Consider the following 20059-nt stretch of genomic DNA (forward strand, 5'->3'; position numbering starts at 1 on the left):
CCTAATTCGCGATCGCACGGTGCCATCACGACATTATCTTGTGGTGGCGGAAAGCGGCTGTTCACTTTCGACTTTTCTCAGAAAGCCTTCGAGCTCCTCTGGCGATATGCTGACCAAGTGCCCCTTTTCTGGGTATGCACCAGATCGCACGTCTTCAGCATATTCGCGGAACGCTTCCACACGCTCCCGATGCAGCCGATCGAATTCAGAAGCAAAATCGCGGTAGACTTTAGCGTGGCGAGGATAATGACCCCGGTTCTGCCCAAGCACATCCTCGGCAAAAAGGTATTGGGCATCGCATCCTGTGCCCGCACCCATGGAAAGCATCAGGAGTGATGTGCGTTTGGAAATTGCCGCAGCGACCTCGCCAGGCACTACCTCGATTTCAGCTGCGAAGGCGCCGGCCTCCTCGAGAGCTTTCACCTGACGCCAGACTTCAAATGCACTGGCGGCCGTTTTACCGACTGCGCGAAAGCCGCCCGTCCATGTCGCTTTAGACGGAATAAGCCCGACATGGCCACAGACCGGGATTCCTTCCTCCCGTAGGCGTCGCACGGTCGACATTCCGGCGGCGCAGTAGACAGCGTCGCCGCCGGCACGAATTGCCTCGAAGGCGGCTCGAAGGTAGTCCTCAGCAGTAATCAGATCATCCAAACCGGGAAATGCGAACACGGTTGGGGCCACCTCGCGAAAGGCGGGGCCAAGCAGTTCCGGAGGAACCGAGACGAGATCGATGCCCGCCTTCTCCGCCGCCTCAGCTTCCTCAAGCGTGACGACCCGCAGCATGCTGAGCTGCCTGTGACCTCTGATTGACAACAGGTCGGCGACGGTCGGGCGGCGATGATTCATGGAAATCTCCAGCACGTTTTAGAGTGAATGGTGGCAGCTTTACGCGGCCAATAGTTTTTTGAGGTTGGTTTTTGGGGAGGCAAGCGCTTCCGGGTCCAGCCGCCGTTTTGCAGCGATTAGCATCTCGGCAAGTCGAATATCGCGCGCGACGGCGTTTCCCGGGCCAATGCCGCTAGCGGCAATCAAGCGATCTTCGCCATCAAGATGAAAGAGGATGAACGCCCCCTGATCAAGGTCGCGTCGAACGGTTGTCGCAGCACCATCGGAAAGACCGGCGATCTGAAGCGTCAGTTCATATTGATCCGACCAAAACCAGGGCACGCTTGCGATTGCGAGGCCCCTGCCCAGCAGATTGGCCGCAACGAGCATTCCCTGATCCTGCGCGTTCCGCCAAGCTTCAAGCCGCACCCGGCGTTCGCGATAATGCGAAAGTGGAAACGAGCAACAATCACCAGCGGCAAAGATGTCAGGGTCTGATGTCCTGAGCGTGGCATCGACGGCGATGCCGTTGTCAATCAAAAGTCCAGCAGCCTCGGCAAGTTCCACATTGGGGATGACTCCGATGCCGACGACAACAATATCGGCCAGTCTGGTGGTTCCGTTCGCAAAGAGAATTTGCACCTTATCATTTTCAGTTGCGATGGATGTGATTTGCTCACCGCATAAAATGTTCACACCCTCCTGCCGGTGTCGCTCGGTGACGACCTTCGCGATTTCTGCCGGCACCCCCCGCGAAAGGACGCGGGGTGAACTCTCGATCAGTAATACCTCGGCACCGAGTTTCCGGGCGGTCGCAGCAATTTCCAGGCCAATGAAGCCGCCGCCGACAACGGCAAGACTCTTGCCTGGCGCTAACGCCTCGTGGATCGCGACTGCGTCGCCATGGTTCCGCAGCATGCAGATGCGTCCCAAACCTGGATCACCGGATACTCCTGCAAAGGGGCGCGGCCGGGCACCCGTCGCAAGGAGAAGCTGATCATAAGGAAATTTTCGGCCGTCGGAGAGCCTCACCAGTTTGCTTTGCCGATCGACCGTGTCAACAGGAACGCCTGTTAGAATGGTGATCCTGGCCTCTTCGTAACGCGCCGGACCGGCCACATATTGAGGCGGTGCGGCACTGGCGAGACCCGTTTTTGAAAGTGGTGGCCGCTCATAGGGAAGATGTGGTTCGGCGCCGATCAGGGTGATGTCGCCATTAAAACCTTGCTCCCTTAAAGCAAACGCGGCCCTTGCTCCGCATTCTCCGCCACCGACTATAATGATCTTACTCATCTTTCCTCCCCGTCGCGTGAAGCGTCGCGTCATCGAATTACGAAATCGCGATGAAGACGGTCCCAGCCTCCACCTTCGCCGGATAGGTTTTCAGATTGACGCAGACCGGCGCTCCCATTGCCTCGCCAGTCTTGTAGTTGAAGCGGCCATTGTGCTTTGGACATTCGATGATTTCATCCATGACAAGCCCATCAGCCAGATGTATTTGCTCATGCGTGCACAAGCCGTCCGTTGCATAATAGCCACCATCGGAACTGCGGTAGACCGCGAACGTGCGCCCGTCATGATCGAAGCGGATGAGGTCTTCCTCATCGATATCATCGACCCCGCACACCTCAACCCAACCTTGGCTCATGTTTGCTCCATCCGAATGTCTCGCTTCGATCTTGATCGTGTTCTGTCACTCGGCGGCGGACACGCGTTGAGCGCCGTGAAGTTCCTCATGATAAGGTTTCGCCGTCGGCGGCAACTCGCGCTTGACGTAGTAGTCCTCGTAGCGCAGCTGTCGAATAAAGGCCGGGATCATCTCGCGGTAGCCATCAATAATGGAGGTATTGGGTGCCGGCAGGTCGTGCTTGATGAGCGCGTGCAGCTTCGGTAGTGCGTGGTAAGGCACCATTGGGAACATGTGATGCTCAACATGATAGTTCATGTTCCAATAGATGAAGCGGCTGATCGGATTCATGTAGACTGTGCGGCTGTTCAGGCGGTGGTCCGTTACGTTGTCTGCAAGGCCGCCGTGCTGGAGCAGGCCCGTCATTGCAGCATGCCACGCACCATAAAGTCGAGGTAGACCGATCAACAGGAGTGGCAGGACCGAGCCGAGCCACATCGACAGCGCGATCGTCCCTGCATAGCTCGCGAGCCAGATCCGCGCCACGCGGACGACCTTGCGCTGTTCCGTCTCCGGAATAAACGTCTTCTCCTCTTCCGAGACATTGCCAGCGGAATTGCGCAGCGTGTCCACAACTGCGTGCCAGACATCGAGAATGCCGAAAAAGTCGAGGATTAGCCGCAACAGATCCGGCGGCCGCATGACGGCGATCTCTGGATCGCGGCCGACGATGACCGTATCGGTGTGATGGCGCGCATGGCTCCAACGCCAGGTTACCGGATTGCGCATGATCATGAAGCAGGCGATCTGGTAGACAATAGCGTTCATCCACCGCGTCTTGAAGGCGGTGCCGTGGCCGCATTCGTGCCAGCGGCTGTCGGAGGCCGAGCCGTAAAGCACACCGTAGGCCAGGAAGAAAGGCAGCGCGATCCACGAGCCCCAGAAGTAGATGCCGAGCCCCGCAAAAACTGCCATACTACCGAGCCAGAGGGCCGTGTCGCGGATCGCCGGCGCATCGGAGCGCTGCATCAGCGCCTTCATCTCCTTGCGCGGAACGTCGGTGTGATACCATTCCGCTGCCGCAAGTCCGCTCGCAACCGCAGCTCGCGATCCACGACCAACCAGGCTGTAATCTCTTTGCGCTAAAACCATGGATTGCCTCCGTCGCAATGCTGAGGCACGAGCCTAGAGGTTTAGTGGACCCTTCGTTAGAGCCGCCTTCGTCCTTTTCTCCAGAACCACTTCTTCCGCAAAAAAGTACGCAGCAATTCGTCCTGAACAACGCATATCCGGAACTCAGCACGTCTCAGATGGTTAACCAGACGTCGGTTGTTTTTCAAAAGCGCCGCTATTTTCAGCATCAATGAATGCCGCTCGCAGGCAGGCAATTCCCTCCCGCATGGCCTTCAGGTCGATGCCCGCGTAACCCAGTATGGCGCCCTGTTCAGGTGGGCTGCTGAAAAACTGCCGCGAAAGCGGTGAGAAGTTCACGCCCTGTTTTTGTGCTGCGGCCCAAAGCGTCTCATCTTCGACTGCCTGCGTGAACCGACCGACAAGCTGCATACCGGCGTCACTTTCCTCGATAGAAAGCCAGCGATTGAGACTGCGGTGGCACATTGATACAAACACCTTCTGGCGCTCAGCATAGAGGCGCCGCATCCGGCGAAGATGCGTGGCGAAGTAGCCCTCGCTGATAAAGTCGGCGAGCGCCGCCTGCAGCAGGAGAGATGGATAGTGTCCGGTGTTACTGGCGACCCGCTTAAAGCCGTCGGCGAGATGTGGGGGCACAACGACGAAACCAATCCTGAGAGACGGAAAGAGCGTCTTGGCAAACGTGCCCATGTAGATCACGCGGCCGGATTTGTCTAAGCCTTGCATCGCCGGTATCGGCCGCCCTCGAAAGCGATATTCGCTGTCGTAGTCGTCCTCAACGATCCAGGCATCATGCCTTTCGGCGATCTGGAGAAGCCGAAGCCGATCTTCCATGCGCATCACGCAACCTAGCGGCCACTGGCAAGACGGCGTGACGAAGATCAGGCGCGGCGCTGGGCGAGCCTCATCGTCGAGCGACCAGCCATCCCGTCCGACCGGCAAGGGCACGAGCCTTGCTCCGGCGCTCAATAGCGCATTCTGAGCGCCAATGTAGCCGGGCTCTTCCATCCAGCAGACGTCTCCCTCATCGACGAGCACACGCGCGAGAATGTCCAGGGCAGCCTGGGTGCCATTGACAACGATCACCTGTTCTGGTCCGCAATCGACGCCGCGCGAAGCCTGCAAGTACTCCGCAATCGCTGTCTTCAGCCGAGGATGGCCCGTGACCCAGTGATAGCCATAGAGGTCCTCCTGGGAGTAGCGGGTGTGCCGTTTGAGCAGTCGCGCCCACGTCGAGAAGGGAAAGCTTTTGATTTCTGGATATCCGGGATGGAATGCGATGTGACCGGGGGTCGTTCGGTCTCGAGGCTGCTTCGCCATCCTCGACCCTCGCGACGAGAGAGACGGCGCGCCGGTCTTGTCAAGAGCATTGCGCGCAGTCACAGCATCTGCAGGCAACGTCGCTACCCAGGTGCCCGATCCGGAGCGAGATTCAAGATAACCCTCAGCGAGTAGGGCATCGTAGGTACTGATCACAGTGTTGCGGCTGACGCCGAGATCCTCAGCCATCAAACGAGTTGGGGGAAGGCGTGTGTCGGCCTTCAAACGACCGGCCAGTATTTCTGAGCGCAACTTCTCGTAAAGCTGCCGGTGCATCGGAACGCTGGCTTCTCTATCGAGAACAAGCATATCGGAGGGAAAGCGGGTGCGACATTTAGTCAAATTGGTCCCCTCAAAATCGTCTAAAGCTGCTCTTTCAGTTGAGCCAGTATCGCGTCAATCTTCGGCCTGTTCAAGTGCTGGATTTCCAGCGTCAAGAGCGGGGAGAAAAGAAGTGAAAAAAATTATCATAGGCGGCGCGATGGCCGTCCTCATGTCGACCTCTGCACATGCGGGGACCATCGGCGCCTCGATGGCGGTATTCGACGACAAATTCGGGACGTTGCTGCGCAACGGCATGGAGGAGTACGCCAATACGCTTGAGAGCGTGGACCTGCAGATCGAAGACGCGCAGAATGACGTGGCTAAGCAGCAGAGCCAGGTCCAGAATTTTATTGCCGCTGGGGTGGATGCGATCATCGTGCAGCCGGTCGATACTGATGCGACAACCGTGATATCGAAGATCGCGGCCGATGCCGGCATGCCCCTGGTCTACGTCAACCGCGAACCGGTGAACGTCGACACTCTTCCGGAAACACAAGCTTTTGTGGCCTCGAACGAGGTGGATTCCGGCACTTTACAGACCCAGGAAGTTTGCAGGCTCCTCAACGGAAAGGGAAAAGCCGTCGTGATAATCGGGGAGTTGTCGAACCAGGCGGCTCGCATGCGCACGAAAGATATTCATGACGTTCTCGCTACCGACAGGTGCAAGGGCATCGAGATCGTCGAAGAGCAGACAGCAAACTGGCAGCGCACCCAGGGCGCCGACCTTATGACCAACTGGCTGTCTGCAGGCTTCGAATTCGATGCCGTAATTGCGAACAACGACGAGATGGCGATCGGCGCCATACAAGCCTTGAAAGCCGCAGGCCGTCCGATGGATTCAGTCGTGGTTGGCGGCATCGACGCCACCGATGATGCGCTGGCCGCAATGGCGGCCGAAGAACTGGACGTCAGCGTGTTCCAGGACGCTATCGGTCAGGGCAAGGGTTCTATCGACGCCGCGCTCAAGCTCGCCAAGGGGGAGCCCGTAAAAAAGAAGATCTACATCCCCTTCGAGCTGGTCACGAAGGAGAATCTAGCAAAGTTTCAGGGAAAGAATTGACCTTGATCCGTGTGGACCTAACCGGAAATGCCGGAGCCCCAATGGCTCAGATGCTACCATCGTTAGCTGCCTGGCCGGCGGCAGATCGTGAGCCACTGATCAGGATTTCGAGGTTTGCCATGGCGACGGTGGCGACCATCGCCTGGTGATTTTGGTCCCGGAACTGCAGTGATTCGACAACCAGCCCCCGCAACTTTCTGGATCCCTAATCCCGCGATGTTGCGTCTGCCAGGGCCAAAGACGGGTCCGCCGCGACGGACCGATATTTAAACTCTTACCGCAGGATTAAGTTATGAGGGAATTCCGTCTTGGTTTGATCGGTGCTGGCCGCATGGGTCAGGTACATTTGCGAGCGGCTTCTGAGAGTTTGCTGGTGGAAGTCACGGCTGTGGTCGAACCGGTAGCCGCTACGAGGCTTGCGTTGGAACGCAATGGTATCAAAACTTACGAAACCGCGGATGAAATGATTGACGCAGGCGAGATCGAGGGAGTTCTCATCGCGACTCCCAGCAAGACGCATGTGGAAAATATTAGGAACATAGCTGCACGCGGCTTGCCAATCCTCTGCGAGAAGCCCTGCGGCGTCACTGCCGAAGAAGCTCGCAAGGCAGCCGAGGCGGCCGAACAATTCAAAGTGCACTTGCAGATTGGATACTGGCGGCGGTTCGTTCCTGAACTGGAGAAACTGCGACAGAATATTCGGAGCGGCCTGCTTGGTGAGCCTTACCTCATATCTTGCTTCCAATGGGACGAAACTCCCCCTGCGGCCTCATTTCGAGCCACTGGAGGCGGGGCGCTTATCGATATGGGCGTTCATGAATTTGACCAGTTGCGCTGGCTTACGGGTCAGGAACCAAGCAATTTCCGGGTTGCCGCCTCGAAAACGACTTTCGCAGGAAAGGTGGAAGGTGATCCGGATGCTGTTCAGCTGCTTTGCGATCTTTCAGGCGGTGGCGTCGGTCTGGTTTCTCTGGGGCGGAGATTTCCACCTGGGGACGCGTGCTGGGCTCAGGTCTTCGGCACCTCAGGCTTCGAAGAAGCTCGCTTTTTCTGGCCCCCAAATGGAGAGGCGGTATTCTTAACTGCGTTACGGAGCCAGCTTGAAGATTTCGTCCAAGCGGCACGCGGTGGAGTCTCCCAAGGTGCAACCGCACAAGACGCCGTCACCGCGCTCGCCATCGCAGAAGCAGCCACCGAAGTACTCTCGGTGTGAACTAATCAGCTATAGGCAGAGATAGGCGATCAGCTATCGGTCGATGCTGTTTGCACGAGGGGGCCGCAAAGCACAGGCGATTGTCGAAAGGCAGTTAGCATCTCATGCGGCCATGGGCGAGAAAAATTCGCAACGCTGGCTGCTGTAGCCGGCTTATCTACGGGAGAGACCAAAAGAATGACCAGTGTCGGGAGAAGCGACGAACGAGAGACCATACCCCCCTCCGTTGTCGTCAATATCGACGACGTCGGCATGTGTCACGGGGCCAATCAAGCCTATCTTGAACTGCGTCGGCTTGGAGCGGTGGACTCAGGTTCCGTCATGGTGCCGTGTCCATGGTTTCTGGAAATCGCCGAGGCTGGCGTCCTAGAACCAGGTTTAAATCTTGGGATCCATCTCACGCTCACATCGGAAAAGCGCCACTACCGGTGGCGGCCTCTAACGAAGGCTACGGCTGCATCGGGTCTGACGGATCGATACGGCTTCATGTGGCAGAGTGTTGCCGAGTTGCGGCGCTACGCTCATCCGGATGCGGTCGAAGCGGAGATGCGCGCTCAAGTCGAGGCGTTTCTCGCGGCCGGCCTGACTCCTTCGCATATCGATGGCCATATGGGGGGCGTCTTTTCACCAGAGTTTGTGGACCGATATGTCGCGCTGTGCCTGGAGTTTGACCTGCCCGCGCTGTTTCCTGCAACGATCGCAGCATATGGACCAAAGCACAATCTGGGCGAGGTCGATCAGGATTCTTATACGAATGGAGCCGATCGGCTAATCGCCGCGGGCGGAATTCTCGCATGCAGAGCTCTCGAGACCCCGTGGCACAGAAGGGAACCTGCGCCCGATCGCTACCGAAACCTCTACGAACAAATCGGACCTGGGCTTAACTTCCTTTGTCTGCATGCAAACGCGGTTGGAGAGATCGAGGCAATTGAACCCGATACCGCGCAAATCAGAATTGAAGAATTTGAGCTTTTGAAGGACCCAACGTTTCGCAGTTGGGCCGACAGCCTTCCAGTTCGGCGCGCCTCATTGCGAGAGCTTATGGCAGCCGATCGTCCGGGCTCCCAGTAGTATAGCTATGACAGCGTGTTACGCTTGTTGTGCGAAGCCGCCAACTTCGCTAGGCGATGTTCGATTTCGAACGGACGTCGGGGCAGAACTCGCCACTGAACATCCTTGACGCCACCACAGAATTCCAAAAGATCGTCTTCGCCGCGAGCGGTTAAATATCGCGTGGGACATCGTCAGCCGCCTCAACAGCTGGATCTCGCGACTTCGCGTCATGACGCTTTCGACGTCGAGCCGCATGGCGTTCGGCCGCCCCTTGCAGAGCCGAGTGATTTTCGCGGCTATTGACGCAATCGATCCGGATGCGGCGGCCGTCGCGTGCGGCGCCTTTGTCGGCGCCGCAGCGGGCGGTCGCCCGGACCATTCTGGCCTGACTGACCCCGTCATGGCCGAATGTTGTGTCGAAGACACTGCGCGACAAGCGGTCAATGCTGGATGTCGTGGATAAGAATCTCGGATGGGGTGCCTGAAACGAAAGCGGTGATCGACTGGCTAAACCGCGCACGGGGTCAGCTCGCATCCGTCTTCACTGACAAATCGACCAGCAGCAAGTCGCCCTCGTAGACTTGCCTCGGGAGATGGCGTTTTAGACCGATCGTGAACGCTTGGAACGCTGCGGCAGCGGGACCCCGGCGATTGCAAGCGGAACTGCAATGCCCAACCGCTACAAGGGTTCGGCGATACCGCTTTTGACAGAACGCTGAATCGCATCAATCACCTTCATGGTTCCAAGCGACCATTCGAGTTCGATTGGCAAAGAGCGCCCGGAGCGTACCGCCGCGCTGAACCGCTCCGCTTGGAGGCGATACTGGTCGGCCGGCGCGACCAGCCTAGTCTCGGCTGCGGCCCCTGCGAGTTTGCTCCCATCGTCCAACTGGATCCTGCAAAGATCATCTGGCGTTGGATTGAAGGGATTGCTGAGGCTGAGTGACTTACGGGTGCCAAAGATTTCGACGTGATGACGCAATGCCAGTTGTGTTGAGACCATAAGCGTTGCATGGCGCGCCCGCGGAAAACTGAGGATAGCGCTCGTCAGCCGATCAACACCGAAATCAGGGTCGAAGGCGCTAACAGCAAATACCCTTTCGGGTTCGGCGCCGAAGACCAGCCGGGCGGCAGCGATCGGATAAACACCGAGATCATACAGCGCTCCTCCGCCGATTGCGGCGTTATTGACGATGCTCTTGGGATCGAGATTGATTTCAGTGAACACTCCCGTCACAGCGCGTACTTCACCGATTTCGCCGGAAGCGACAATGCCGAGCGTTTCGTCCCACTGCCGGTGCGCCTGGATCATAACCGCCTCCTGGATCAGCCGGCCCGTCCGATCCCGGCAGTCGATAAGGCGGTTCAGTTCCCCGACATCCAAAGCCAAGGGCTTCTCGCACAGAACATCCTTGCCCGCCTCGGCGGCACGGATCGCCCATTCAACGTGGAGGTGGTTTGGCAGTGGGATATAAACGGCTTCAATGTCGGGGTCTGCCAGGATCGCATCGTATGACCCGTAGCTACGTTTTAAGCCCAGACGGCTCGCCGCAGCCTGCGCCTTGTCCGCATCGCGCGATGCGATCGCCACCACTTCGAGCCCCTCGGCACGTGACATCGCCGGAATGACTTTCTCAAGGGCGATTGCGGCCGTACCAATTATTCCCCAGCGTACTGGCTGCATAGCTTCCTCATCCTATTCGAGCAACGTGGTTCCGCCAAGGGCGACTATGCGCGTTGCTCGTTTCATAGACATCCCGGCTGCTGGCGGATCAACGTCAAGAGCCTCGGTAGGACGTTTACTGCGACGCCCCGTTCTCATCCGAGCCAACCATCAGTCATTGCCGTAGGGCGTCGGCCCTTCCACGTCTGAATCTTCCGATCTCGAAGATAGGAATTTTACGGGGCGACACGCCTTGCAACGTATCGCCCCGAGCCGCGGGCCCCGGAGGATTCAGTCGCCCGCGGGTTAAATGTTGCCCGATGCGCGTTAGGTCGACATCCTTGTGCCGATGCTGGTCACAAGCCGGCCGTTGCAATCATTCTGGCCAAGTTTTCGTGGCCCATTGTAGCGTAAGTTAACGGATTGGCCTTTTTCGGATCCTGCTCTGCTTCAACAACGAGCCAGCCGCTATAGTTCGTTTTAGCCAGCGCTTTTAAGATAGCGGGAAAATCAACGCTGCCATCGCCAGGAACGGTAAAGATCCCCTCCAAAACGGCGTCCATGAAACTGAGGTCCTCCTCCCGCGCTTTTCGAAGAACATCAACACGAACGTCCTTGCAATGCACATGGACGATACGCTCCGCATGGCGACCGCAAAGACCGACAGGATCGCCGCCACTGAAGGCACTGTGTCCGCTGTCGAATAGAAGGCCAACGGAATCTCCCGTGACGGACATAAGCCGGTCAACCTCGCCGTCGGTCTCGACAATGGTCCCCATATGATGGTGATAAGCTAGACCAACGCCGAATTCCGCCATCCGTTCTGCGAGTTCCGTGAGCTTCCGGCCATAGCCCTTCCATTCTTCATCCCTAAGTCGCGGGCGTTTCGAAATTGGCTGCCAGATGCCGTCGTGCCGACCCATAGACGTGTCAGCGTAGACAGCGTACTTCGCCCCAAGATCCCTGAGCAGCGTCAGATGCCCCAGGATGGCGTCGAACTCCGCCTCGACATCGCGCTCGTACAGGCGGCCGTCCCACCAACCGCCGGCGAGTTGAAGCTGATGAGCGGCGAGTACACCTTTCAAAACTCCGCTCTCGCGGGGGTATTTGCCGCCCAACTCGGTCCCTGCATAACCCGCCTGCCTCATTTCGGAAAGGCACTGCTCCAACGGGGTGTCGCCGCCGAGATCGGGAACGTCATCGTTCGTCCAAGTGATAGGGTTGATGGCAATCTTGACAAACATTTGTCGTTTCCTTCGTGCCGTTTTCACAGCGGGTTCCTCCCGCAATACTTATGGCTGATTTCCTAGATCATTATTGGACCTTTAGTTAGAGCCAATTCTTCGCGTTTGGACAGGTCCGCCCTCCGATACTGCACGATCGGGCGAAGGTCTGTGCCACCCGATGGCTTTGGTTCTGGCTGTCATGGCCGCGGGCGCTTCGGTTTTGGCGCTCGAGCGTAGTCAGATCCTCTGACGCCTGGCGCGATTTAATCGGGCGGCATCGAGCAGCCGAGCCGCTTGTGGAAATCCGGGTACTTGCGGGCGAACTTTGAAAGAAACGCTGGGGAAGCACGCCGGTAGTTGCCGGAGAGTCGGCGCCGATCCTGATCTGCCAGATGGTCTTGCCGGCCACCGCCGTGGTGATCTCAGTGGAAAGTTTAACCTCGCTCAAAATCCCAGAGCGGATGAGCGGGCAGCGGAGTTTGCGCTCACCGCCTGCACAAGTTGGAGGGCACCGCCCGGCGATGTGCACCTTGGCTGCATTTCTCTTTGCGTCCGCAACCTCCGCCGAAGATCTTAGTGCCTCCCCAGAGGCTCAGGGCATTCGCCATCTAAGGCGCGAACCCTCGGTTAAACAATGTCGAACAATAGGTGTTGTAAGTAAAATGAGATGGTAGCGCACACGAAGTTTCTCGATGATTGCCGTTTGATCCGACAAATCACCCGGGCCACGGTGGCCCGATTAACGGGCCGCAAATCGTGACAGCTTCAACGTTCGAACCGTTCCAGCATCCTCTTCAGTTGTGCATTTTGCTTTTGGAGCTTGCGCGCCAGTTGGTCTCGGAGCAGCCTGATCTCTTCATCAAGGCTGATTGCATCGGCAGAACCGGCGGGAACACGTGGAGAAGGTGGGAGAGCGACTGCAATCGTTTCTGCTCTCTTGTCCCGTCTGCTGCGCTTTCGAGTTGCACCTTCGCCAGTCTGCGAGGGCTTTGGTGTGTCGTACGAGGCTGTACCGGCGTCATCGGATAAGACCGGATTAGCCGCCTCCACGGGACTAGCGCTTTCGACATCTGTCGTGTCATCAACAACGCTTGCCGTTTCCTCGGAATGATCCGGGTCCGCCGGAACCGCCGGGGAATGACCGTGAAGAACTGGCTTTTCGTCCGCCGGACGGTCTGCGCCGTCCAACTCGTTGTTGTCTGCTGTTTCAGTCGGCTTGGCGATGGCCAATACGTCCGGCTTCACGTCATCGGTCGAGCCGTGTTCTTGCCTCTGCTGCCGTCGCGGGGACACCAGCCGGGCAAGAAGTTTCCAAGGAGACGCCATTTTATTCGACCTCGAATTCTACTCCGGTATGCATACCGCGAGCAAAAGCGTTGGCGGCAGAACGAACCGCCGCCAAAAAGTACACTTCAATAAGCATGAGAATGCGGCCAGCACTTGGCCGTCTGCTGCCAATCAACCGAGGTTGAGTCGCTTTCGAAGATCGGCATTTTCAGCACGGAGCTTCTCCGCCAGCAGCTTGCGCAGCCTCTGGTTTTCCTCTTCGAGCTGCAGAAGATCCGCGATCTCATCAACTGCCGCCACCGGCGGTGCAGCCGCTATTTGGATAGCCTTCGGAGCGCGTTTGACGGGCGCACGCTTGGCACTCACCGTACCTTCGTCAGACTTTGGCCTGCGTCCTCTCTTCTGCTTGACAGCTGCGGCACTCGCAGTCGCTGCCGGTTGCACGGAAACGACGGCTGCGGCCGTTTCAGGCACCGCTTTCTTGGCGCGAGGTTTGCGCACCTTCTTCGGTGCATCGGGCGCCACGGCGGCCGGCGTTTCAGCATTGGTCATCGTATCGTTTTCGTCGGCCATTATGGTCTCCTGTAAAGCCGATGCATTTGTCTCCTGCTCGATCGGCAGTGTCAATAACGACCCGGCCTGTTCTTCTCCGGATACAAGCATCTCGCTGCTTCTTGCCTGAGGAGTTAATGACATAAATGGCATTGCCTCGTCCTGCAGATCTTGAGCAACGGACTTGAGATCGGTGTCTCCCCAAATCGAATTCGGTTTAGAATTGAGTTTTCGCCGACCTGATTTGTACTCGACGGCAAAGCTGCGCTGCACTTTTTTCACTTTAGGAAGCCTCGGGTGTCTGTGGCAATTTTTCAGCGATGTCTTCAGTTTCGCAACAAGCCTTTCAGATAACGACTGCAGTCCATTCGGTCTATCCTTTTTAAGTATTCGGCTCAAACGCGGCTCCAGTCGCAGAGAACCACTTATGGACGCAACTGTGACAAAACGATAGAATCGCAGCCGTCGGGATATAGTTCCGTTGGCGCCGCTTCATTGTGGCTGATTCTTGTTGACTACATCGCGTTCTGAGCGGAGGAAATCGATGCGGCAGTCCGGGCCACCCCCTGCAGCATCTTGATCGTTTGTCTGTTTATCAAGAGGCGCACCGCCGAGCGCTGACTTTCGGTGCGACCGCCCGCGGATTATCGCGGCATTCGGCCACAATGTTCACTTAATACCGCGCAATATTTAAAGCTATTCGGTAACCTCGGTAAGACCGATGCTGGCCGCGAGGAAACCGGCAAACACCCCGGCCTTCTGGCGAATATTGACAGGTCCTACCCATCGGCAAACCATCTGCAAATGTCCTACACCGCCGACTTTATCTCTGAACTCACCCGGGCGGCCAACGAGGTCGACGAACTGAGCACTGACGAATATCGCCGCCTAGTCGAACGCGCGGTAAGAATGGTGCGGGAGATGCGCCTGGAAACCGGCACTCGCCCCAGCCGCGGAAATTATGTTGCGATGGGGGACCTTGAGATCGCGGCGTTGATGACAGAGGCTGCTGCGAATAACGACGAAGTCGAGGGTGTTCTGCTCAACCTCGCCGGCATGATCCGAGCGCTGAACATCATGGTGGATGGGAAGATTGACGTGCGGAAGGGCGATTAAGCGAGTTGGTGTTGGGATGCCCAAACTCCCGCTTTGTAGAGAACCTGAGTAGATATCATTGATCCGCGTGAACCTCGATCAGTTGGCATCCGCAAATTTGATCGCACATCTCTACAATAACCGTATTCCAAAGATCGTGGAGTGCCCTAACTCGGCCGACTCCATTGTCATGCTCCCTTTAAAAACTCGATGTGTTGCCCACGTCAGGCGATTGCGAACGGTTTTCGCCAAAACAGTGATCGCCCGTATCGACGATCTTCGCAGCTTCTCGTTTGATCGCGATGGCGCCTCGGCGAGGAACGCCCAGGTCTGCTCGTGCTGCCGCTTGCCCGCGAAGTTAGTAAAGCTTCGCCGGCTATGTGCGGGAATACTGTTCGTCAACATTTGCGCATCGCCCGCGCGGACTCGCGTTGCAGCGTTTCCAGCAGATGCAATGCTCGATCAGCTAGGCCCGCCGGAACAAAGATGTGGTCGTGGTGATATGCTGCCACCATGTTGCACGGTATGCCAGCTTCTGCGAGAGAGGCTGCAACGCCCGCCGTAAGGCCGACGCCATCGAGCGCAGAATTCACATTGAGGGTGATCTGGCGCATCGCAAGTGAAGTTTCGAACCCCGCTTCGTGCGCCTCTCCTTTCGCAAGGATGACTGTCAAACCTTCTCTTTCGTGAAATGTCCCAATCGGATTCAGATTGTGGACTTTGCTCCCTTCACTGGGTATCGAGCAGAACACATACTCGCCGTCTTCGAGCGAGGGCGTCATGTTCGACAGCATTTCGAACTTGTCTCGCGACACAATAGTCATTTTAGAGGTCTCCTTTGCCTATCATCATGATGTCTTAGGTGTTCATTGTCTAAGACGGGGCGCGAACAAATGAGATTTCCTTAACTGGCATAAGGCAGATTGACGATGTTGGATCGATGAGCGGGCGGCCAAAGTACTTCGGATTACGCCTTCGGCGGTCCCGTAACATATTAGAGCGCTTGAGGAAAAGGCTGGCGGTCTTGATCATCCGCGGTCATCCGTGCCGGCCTACCCCATTGGAGAGAGGATATCTCGTCACGCCCACGACACTCGCACGACAACGCTGACTCTTCTTAGAGGCATGGCTGCGTATGAAGCAACGGTTCTGCTAGCGTTACTCGCTCTTCCCGCAATTGGCGTCATCCGGACATCTTTCGCGATGCGCCCCTATAAATCCAACGGTCCGTTACCTCTCGACAGCGCCGGCATCCCTTAGTGTCGCGGTAACTCACAGGGCGGCTCCTGCATCGGTGTCTTAGTAAAGCGACAATGTTAGGCCGTAAGCCGTCGTCAGGGCCGCAGACTATGCCGCCTAAGAGTTCAATGAGCGATTACCAGTTCGACCGAAGCAGCTGATCAGCTTTCTGATGGACACATCGGCAACGCAGGCAAGAAGGTGGGTAAGCCAAGCTTGGGCTTCGACGCCGTTTAGATTGGCGATCGTCGTGGCAGAATCTGGACGGAATGTGAGATTTGCTCGTGGGCACGATCATGAACCTTCCCTGCCCCGTTGACAGGATGCTCCAAATAACTGCGTACCGATACAACGAGGGGCGCGTTTGTCTAGGGGCCGGGGCCAACCGTTGTGTCGCGCAGGTTCCAATTCAACGGAAGGTCCAGCGTCGTCCCGGCCGTCGCTCGACCGTTGTCAGGCATCTGCAAAAAGCTTCCCGTTCATGTACTTTAGACCGGTGTCGCTCGCGACCGTGACGACCGTCTTACCCTGCCCCAACTCCTTGGCCAAACGAATCCCCGCAGTGACATTGAGGCCCGTGGACGTACCGACCAGCAATCCTTCCTCCCGTGCCAATCGGTGACACATAGCGCGTGCTTCCTCTTCCCGAATGCTGCGCGCTTCGTCATAGAGATCTTGATTGAGCAAAGGCGGAACGAAGCCTACCCCTATGCCCTCGACGTGGTGGGTTTCGGCCCAACCTTTCGATATGACAGGTGAAGAGGCCGGCTCCAGAACCACGATGCGAACCGACGCTGAGCGCGACTTCAGAATCCTTGCCACGCCCATTGTCATCCCGGCCACACCAACTGCGCCACAGAAGGCGTCGATACCGTCTGGAAATTGTCTGACCAACTCATGGCCGATTTCCTCGTAGCCAATCAAGGCGTCACGGTTGTTAAACTGGTCCGAATAATAGCAGTCTGATCGGTTGGAGACCTCCTGGGCTTGACGGATCATAGACGGAATCAGATCGGCCGAGATTTCGCCGGACGGGCTGTGGATCAGATCAACGGTTGCGCCAAAGCTGCGCATGGTACGCAACTTCTCCATGGCAAAGGCGTTGGAAGAAGCCACAATGAAATGATAGCCTTTCACTGCGCAAACGAAGGCGAGCGAGGACCCCGTGCTTCCCCCACTCGCCTCGACTACTGTCATTCCTGGCTTCAAATCTCCGCGGCGCTCAGCCTCTTCTATGATGGATTTTGCCATGCGGTCTTTATACGAGCCTGTCGGGTTGAAATACTCGAGCTTCACAAAGACTTGAGCGCTCCCGTCCGGTACGACGCGACGCAGGCGTATGACCGGTGTATTGCCAATAGCGTTGAGCGCTGACTCGACGGGGGGCGGGGGGCTCAGTTGCATGTTTTATTTATCCTTCCGGTTGATCGTCTAGCGTCTATTGGGCAAGCCACCCGGGTGAACCGCGTGTTGAGTTTTCGATGGGCGTCAAACCGATGCAAAATACCCAACGAGATCATACAGCGGATTCCCACGAAGTTTCCCAAGAGACTGCTGAACCTTGGAATCGAGCTGAACGCGATGATGCCGAATTTGCGAGCGGAAGAACTGCGCCAGCCATGCCATTCCCCTTGAAGAGTCAGCTGGTTGTCGAACTTCACAGCCGAGGTTCCCTGCCCTACCCTTGAAAATTGTGCCCGAGTTGAACAGCATCCCCATTGAAGCGCGAGCCGTGAGTTGCTGCACCCACCTTCCTTGAGGAGGTAGAGCCGTGGAAAAAGCTGTTCAACGATGTCAGCGCGGCACATCTCATATCTTTTCTAAAATCCCTAGAGCGGATGCAGTCCTTCGGATCCTCGACGCGTCGAAATCCGCGTCATTCTCCAGAGCTGTCACCTCTGCCACAGTCAGACCAGTGGTTTCTGCGACGTCGTCCAGCGAATAGCCGCGAGCCAGGCGAGCTTCTGCAAGCAGAGCGCCAACGGACGGGGCAACTGGGGGTTTCGCAATCTTCGAGACCATGTTCATGTCGATTAAGGCTCCTTTTGGCAGCCGGAAAACGTGCATCCGTTTTCTAGTTCCACCGCTGCCGACCGCGTCCGGCAACGGACAGTTTCTTCGAATTCCGCGGGCGCACTTTCTGTCAGTTTGTGCAGCGGAGTACAGGTCTGACGCGATGAAGGGCGGACAACCCTTGCGTAGCAGCCGACGAGAGATAACCAAGCTCCCAACTGCGGCGCACACTCACGACGGCCGACAGCTTCCGGTCTGGCAGGAGCGTTCGCCCCGGTAGGGAAGCTCGTAGGGAGTGATGCACTGATCATTCCCAAGCGGAGAACGATGGACAAACAATTCGAGAGTTGCCTCGGCGCGATACGCTCATGGCCCGCAGATTCGGCCAGAGCCTGTGAGAAACCTGCCGGGCGCTGTTGATCCGGCCGTCGTCTTGAAGAGATCCGGCGCATGGGGATCAAGCGCAGCAGCCTGAGAGCTCAAGGGTCCGTCATCTTTAAGGATTTGAGGATTCGAGCGCCCGAAAAGAGGATGCGGGCAAAGCCCGCATCCGGTGTGGCGTTCGCCTTAGTTCTTGGTGACGAAGTCCTTGACGTTGGCAGGCGTGACGAGCTGGAAGGGAATGTAGACCTTCTTTTCGATCTTTTCGCCCTTGGCGAGCTTGAGCGCTGCATCAAGCGAGCCCTTGCCCTGGCCGGCGGCATCCTGGAACACGGTAACGTCGAGATCGCCCGCCTGCATGGCGGCAAGCGCGTCCTGCGTGGCGTCGACACCACCGACGACGACCTTGCTCATGTCCTTGCCGGCTGCCTTCAGCGCCTGGATGGCGCCGATCGCCATTTCGTCGTTGTTGGAGATGACGGCGTCGAACTCGATGCCGCTGGAGAGCCAGTTGGTCATCAGGTCGGCTCCCTGGGTACGATCCCAGTTGGCCGTCTGCTCTTCGACGATCTCGATGCCTTTGCACTCATCCGTCTTGATGACGTCGTGAACGTCCTGGGTCCGCATGCGCGCAGCCTGGTTGGAAAGCTCGCCCATGATGACGACGGCCTTGCCCTTGCCGCCGAGAATGCGGCAGATTTCCTTGGTTTCCAGCGTGCCGGATTCCTGCTCGTTGGATGCAACGAAAGCCTGCTTCTCCGGCAGCGTGTCGACGTTGACCGGCTGGCGGTTGACGTAAACCAGCGGAATGCCGGCATCGGCCGCGAGCTTCGACATTGCCGTGGTCGCATCGGTATCGACAGGGTTGACGATGATTGCATCGACCTTGGAGGCGATGAAATTCTGGATCTGGCTCTGCTGCTTGGAAACGTCATTCTGTGCGTCTTCGACCTGCAGCGTCACACCGCTGAGTGTCTTTGCATAATCGGTCATGCCGTTGCGCAGAACCGTCAGGAAATTGTCGTCGAACTTCGCCATCGAGACGCCGACCGTTTCTGCGTGAGCCGCCGTCGACATGACGAGCGCCATCGCAGTGCCCAGGATAAACTTTTTCATTTTACTTCCTCCACAAAGCGGTGCCCGGCTGCACCCTTCTCACGCCGGGTTTTCAGCACGCTGGCCGAAAACAATTACCAGGGCCGCCAGAAAAAGGCCGAACATCTCCATAAGATATCAAGACAATCTCGATGCTGACCACTAGCCTCTTCTTCGCCGCTACGTTGACTCGCGCGAACCCCAAATTTTTTGGTGCCTGATTTGATGATTTAAGTTCGCAATCTTCAACAGCGCCAATGTCGAGCGTCTTTCACAGATAACACCACAATGATGCAAAGCCGACACATGCCATATTGTCCAATCCCTTCGTCAGCTCTCGCGTGATCGCGAGGCAACGTGACGCAGTTTTGGCAAGCTTCTATCTATTTCACTTTGAGGTCCATTCATCGTTGTTTGTGAAGTCTCTCATTCTTGAAAGAATCGTCGTCGTGAATGAGAGAACCCCATCAGTCCCCGGATTTTTTCAGGAATATCGAATGCGATGGCAGGAGGGATTAAAAAGAGCGGCGCTGCGCAATGGACCGGGCGGTCGCTGAACTGGGCCGGTCGAGGCCGCAAGTCTACACTCTTGCAGAGCTCCTGGCTCCGGCGCTGACCTCTCTGGATATGTCGTTGGCATCGACATGTCATCTGCACTTTTCGATGCGATCTCATTTCCTGACCATGTCCAATCGCTGGCAATAGATTGTGCAAATACACGAGGGGTAAAAACAATCATGCCCGAATTCTCAACCGAAAGCTGACGGCCGTACCCCTGCCATGGCAACTCTCTCAGCGTCAGCTTCGGCCTTCTTGAATCGACGGTCGAAATCCGCGCGTTCCTCTCCGCGGCCGCGTTAAGTTCCGAGAAGGAGTGATGCATTGAGACGGCAAACTCCTCAAATGCGGCCGGCGACGACCGCATTCAGAA

At 57.1% G+C, this 20059-nt stretch carries 18 protein-coding genes and 1 pseudogene; 4 read left to right on the forward strand and 15 right to left on the reverse strand.

The window, feature by feature from the left end:
- Nucleotides 1-33: 33 nt before the first annotated feature.
- The 5 genes from HJC04_RS01685 to HJC04_RS01705 all read right to left on the reverse strand — a co-directional run bounded on the left by HJC04_RS01685 (nt 34) and on the right by HJC04_RS01705 (nt 5269).
- On the reverse strand, nt 34-849 hold the full coding sequence (locus HJC04_RS01685) for a 3-methyl-2-oxobutanoate hydroxymethyltransferase (protein ID WP_131588204.1): 816 nt from the start codon (nt 847-849) through the stop codon (nt 34-36).
- 39 nt (nt 850-888) lie between these two features.
- Nucleotides 889-2121 (reverse strand): NAD(P)/FAD-dependent oxidoreductase, encoded by a 1233-nt coding sequence (locus HJC04_RS01690; RefSeq protein WP_028734530.1) that lies wholly within the window; start codon nt 2119-2121, stop codon nt 889-891.
- 37 nt (nt 2122-2158) lie between these two features.
- Complete coding sequence (locus tag HJC04_RS01695) at nt 2159-2476, reverse strand: MocE family 2Fe-2S type ferredoxin (protein WP_018485038.1); 318 nt, start codon at nt 2474-2476, stop codon at nt 2159-2161.
- 45 nt (nt 2477-2521) lie between these two features.
- Nucleotides 2522-3607, reverse strand: a complete 1086-nt coding sequence (locus HJC04_RS01700; RefSeq protein WP_131588205.1) for a fatty acid desaturase family protein — start codon at nt 3605-3607, stop codon at nt 2522-2524.
- A 162-nt stretch (nt 3608-3769) separates the two neighbouring features.
- Nucleotides 3770-5269 (reverse strand): PLP-dependent aminotransferase family protein, encoded by a 1500-nt coding sequence (locus HJC04_RS01705; RefSeq protein WP_259666841.1) that lies wholly within the window; start codon nt 5267-5269, stop codon nt 3770-3772.
- Nucleotides 5270-5381: 112 nt separating this feature from the next.
- On the opposite strand from HJC04_RS01705, the gene HJC04_RS01710 reads away from it, so the two are divergent.
- The 3 genes from HJC04_RS01710 (at nt 5382) to HJC04_RS01720 (ending at nt 8595) form a co-directional block, all read left to right on the forward strand.
- Nucleotides 5382-6311, forward strand: a complete 930-nt coding sequence (locus HJC04_RS01710; protein WP_207246298.1) for a sugar ABC transporter substrate-binding protein — start codon at nt 5382-5384, stop codon at nt 6309-6311.
- 292 nt (nt 6312-6603) lie between these two features.
- On the forward strand, nt 6604-7524 hold the full coding sequence (locus tag HJC04_RS01715; RefSeq protein WP_221123329.1) for a Gfo/Idh/MocA family protein: 921 nt from the start codon (nt 6604-6606) through the stop codon (nt 7522-7524).
- A gap of 177 nt (nt 7525-7701) precedes the next feature.
- A complete protein-coding gene (locus HJC04_RS01720; protein ID WP_221111140.1) occupies nt 7702-8595 on the forward strand; it encodes a polysaccharide deacetylase family protein in 894 nt (297 codons plus the stop codon).
- Nucleotides 8596-9256: 661 nt separating this feature from the next.
- Here HJC04_RS01720 and HJC04_RS01725 read toward each other — a convergent pair.
- The 5 genes and pseudogenes from HJC04_RS01725 to HJC04_RS01745 form a co-directional block, all read right to left on the reverse strand.
- The gene (locus HJC04_RS01725; protein WP_131714167.1) at nt 9257-10261 is read right to left on the reverse strand and encodes a Gfo/Idh/MocA family protein; all 1005 of its coding nucleotides are present in this window, start codon (nt 10259-10261) and stop codon (nt 9257-9259) included.
- A 335-nt stretch (nt 10262-10596) separates the two neighbouring features.
- On the reverse strand, nt 10597-11484 hold the full coding sequence (iolE, locus tag HJC04_RS01730; RefSeq protein ID WP_028734536.1) for a myo-inosose-2 dehydratase: 888 nt from the start codon (nt 11482-11484) through the stop codon (nt 10597-10599).
- 284 nt (nt 11485-11768) lie between these two features.
- Nucleotides 11769-11995: pseudogene (locus tag HJC04_RS01735) on the reverse strand (hypothetical protein); the annotation flags it as partial.
- Nucleotides 11996-12231: 236 nt separating this feature from the next.
- Nucleotides 12232-12792 (reverse strand): hypothetical protein, encoded by a 561-nt coding sequence (locus tag HJC04_RS01740; RefSeq protein ID WP_131588209.1) that lies wholly within the window; start codon nt 12790-12792, stop codon nt 12232-12234.
- 132 nt (nt 12793-12924) lie between these two features.
- Nucleotides 12925-13587: a transcriptional regulator gene (locus tag HJC04_RS01745; protein ID WP_138396860.1), complete on the reverse strand. Its 663-nt coding sequence runs from the start codon at nt 13585-13587 to the stop codon at nt 12925-12927.
- A gap of 522 nt (nt 13588-14109) precedes the next feature.
- On the opposite strand from HJC04_RS01745, the gene HJC04_RS01750 reads away from it, so the two are divergent.
- Nucleotides 14110-14421, forward strand: a complete 312-nt coding sequence (locus tag HJC04_RS01750; RefSeq protein ID WP_027667835.1) for a hypothetical protein — start codon at nt 14110-14112, stop codon at nt 14419-14421.
- Nucleotides 14422-14798: 377 nt separating this feature from the next.
- On the opposite strand, the gene HJC04_RS01755 is transcribed toward HJC04_RS01750, so the two are convergent.
- From HJC04_RS01755 to HJC04_RS01775, 5 genes are all read right to left on the reverse strand, one after another.
- Nucleotides 14799-15224, reverse strand: coding sequence for an ACT domain-containing protein (locus HJC04_RS01755; RefSeq protein WP_018485051.1), 426 nt, complete (start codon nt 15222-15224; stop codon nt 14799-14801).
- Nucleotides 15225-16092: 868 nt separating this feature from the next.
- Nucleotides 16093-17043, reverse strand: a complete 951-nt coding sequence (locus HJC04_RS01760) for a PLP-dependent cysteine synthase family protein (protein ID WP_221123328.1) — start codon at nt 17041-17043, stop codon at nt 16093-16095.
- Between the two features lie 84 nt (nt 17044-17127).
- Nucleotides 17128-17385, reverse strand: coding sequence for a hypothetical protein (locus HJC04_RS01765; RefSeq protein WP_221096811.1), 258 nt, complete (start codon nt 17383-17385; stop codon nt 17128-17130).
- Nucleotides 17386-17448: 63 nt separating this feature from the next.
- On the reverse strand, nt 17449-17667 hold the full coding sequence (locus tag HJC04_RS01770) for a RodZ family helix-turn-helix domain-containing protein (RefSeq protein ID WP_221096810.1): 219 nt from the start codon (nt 17665-17667) through the stop codon (nt 17449-17451).
- Nucleotides 17668-18219: 552 nt separating this feature from the next.
- On the reverse strand, nt 18220-19149 hold the full coding sequence (locus HJC04_RS01775; RefSeq protein WP_027681645.1) for a sugar ABC transporter substrate-binding protein: 930 nt from the start codon (nt 19147-19149) through the stop codon (nt 18220-18222).
- Nucleotides 19150-20059 lie beyond the last annotated feature (910 nt).

Origin of the sequence: Rhizobium sp. NLR8a, from assembly GCF_019685235.1 — a bacterium.
Taxonomy (GTDB): Bacteria; Pseudomonadota; Alphaproteobacteria; order Rhizobiales; family Rhizobiaceae; genus Rhizobium.

What these genes read in the sequence shown, in the direction of transcription:
- HJC04_RS01725 (WP_131714167.1), bottom strand. Translation starts at nt 10,261, where the DNA reads ATGCAGCCAGTACGCTGGGGAATAATTGGTACGGCCGCAATCGCCCTT.
- HJC04_RS01755 (WP_018485051.1), bottom strand. Translation starts at nt 15,224, where the DNA reads ATGACTATTGTGTCGCGAGACAAGTTCGAAATGCTGTCGAACATGACG.
- HJC04_RS01770 (WP_221096810.1), bottom strand. Translation starts at nt 17,667, where the DNA reads ATGAACATGGTCTCGAAGATTGCGAAACCCCCAGTTGCCCCGTCCGTT.
- HJC04_RS01690 (WP_028734530.1), bottom strand. Translation starts at nt 2,121, where the DNA reads ATGAGTAAGATCATTATAGTCGGTGGCGGAGAATGCGGAGCAAGGGCC.
- HJC04_RS01775 (WP_027681645.1), bottom strand. Translation starts at nt 19,149, where the DNA reads ATGAAAAAGTTTATCCTGGGCACTGCGATGGCGCTCGTCATGTCGACG.
- HJC04_RS01760 (WP_221123328.1), bottom strand. Translation starts at nt 17,043, where the DNA reads ATGCAACTGAGCCCCCCGCCCCCCGTCGAGTCAGCGCTCAACGCTATT.
- iolE (WP_028734536.1), bottom strand. Translation starts at nt 11,484, where the DNA reads ATGTTTGTCAAGATTGCCATCAACCCTATCACTTGGACGAACGATGAC.
- HJC04_RS01685 (WP_131588204.1), bottom strand. Translation starts at nt 849, where the DNA reads ATGAATCATCGCCGCCCGACCGTCGCCGACCTGTTGTCAATCAGAGGT.
- HJC04_RS01750 (WP_027667835.1), top strand. Translation starts at nt 14,110, where the DNA reads ATGTCCTACACCGCCGACTTTATCTCTGAACTCACCCGGGCGGCCAAC.
- HJC04_RS01695 (WP_018485038.1), bottom strand. Translation starts at nt 2,476, where the DNA reads ATGAGCCAAGGTTGGGTTGAGGTGTGCGGGGTCGATGATATCGATGAG.
- HJC04_RS01740 (WP_131588209.1), bottom strand. Translation starts at nt 12,792, where the DNA reads ATGGCGTCTCCTTGGAAACTTCTTGCCCGGCTGGTGTCCCCGCGACGG.
- HJC04_RS01720 (WP_221111140.1), top strand. Translation starts at nt 7,702, where the DNA reads ATGACCAGTGTCGGGAGAAGCGACGAACGAGAGACCATACCCCCCTCC.
- HJC04_RS01715 (WP_221123329.1), top strand. Translation starts at nt 6,604, where the DNA reads ATGAGGGAATTCCGTCTTGGTTTGATCGGTGCTGGCCGCATGGGTCAG.
- HJC04_RS01700 (WP_131588205.1), bottom strand. Translation starts at nt 3,607, where the DNA reads ATGGTTTTAGCGCAAAGAGATTACAGCCTGGTTGGTCGTGGATCGCGA.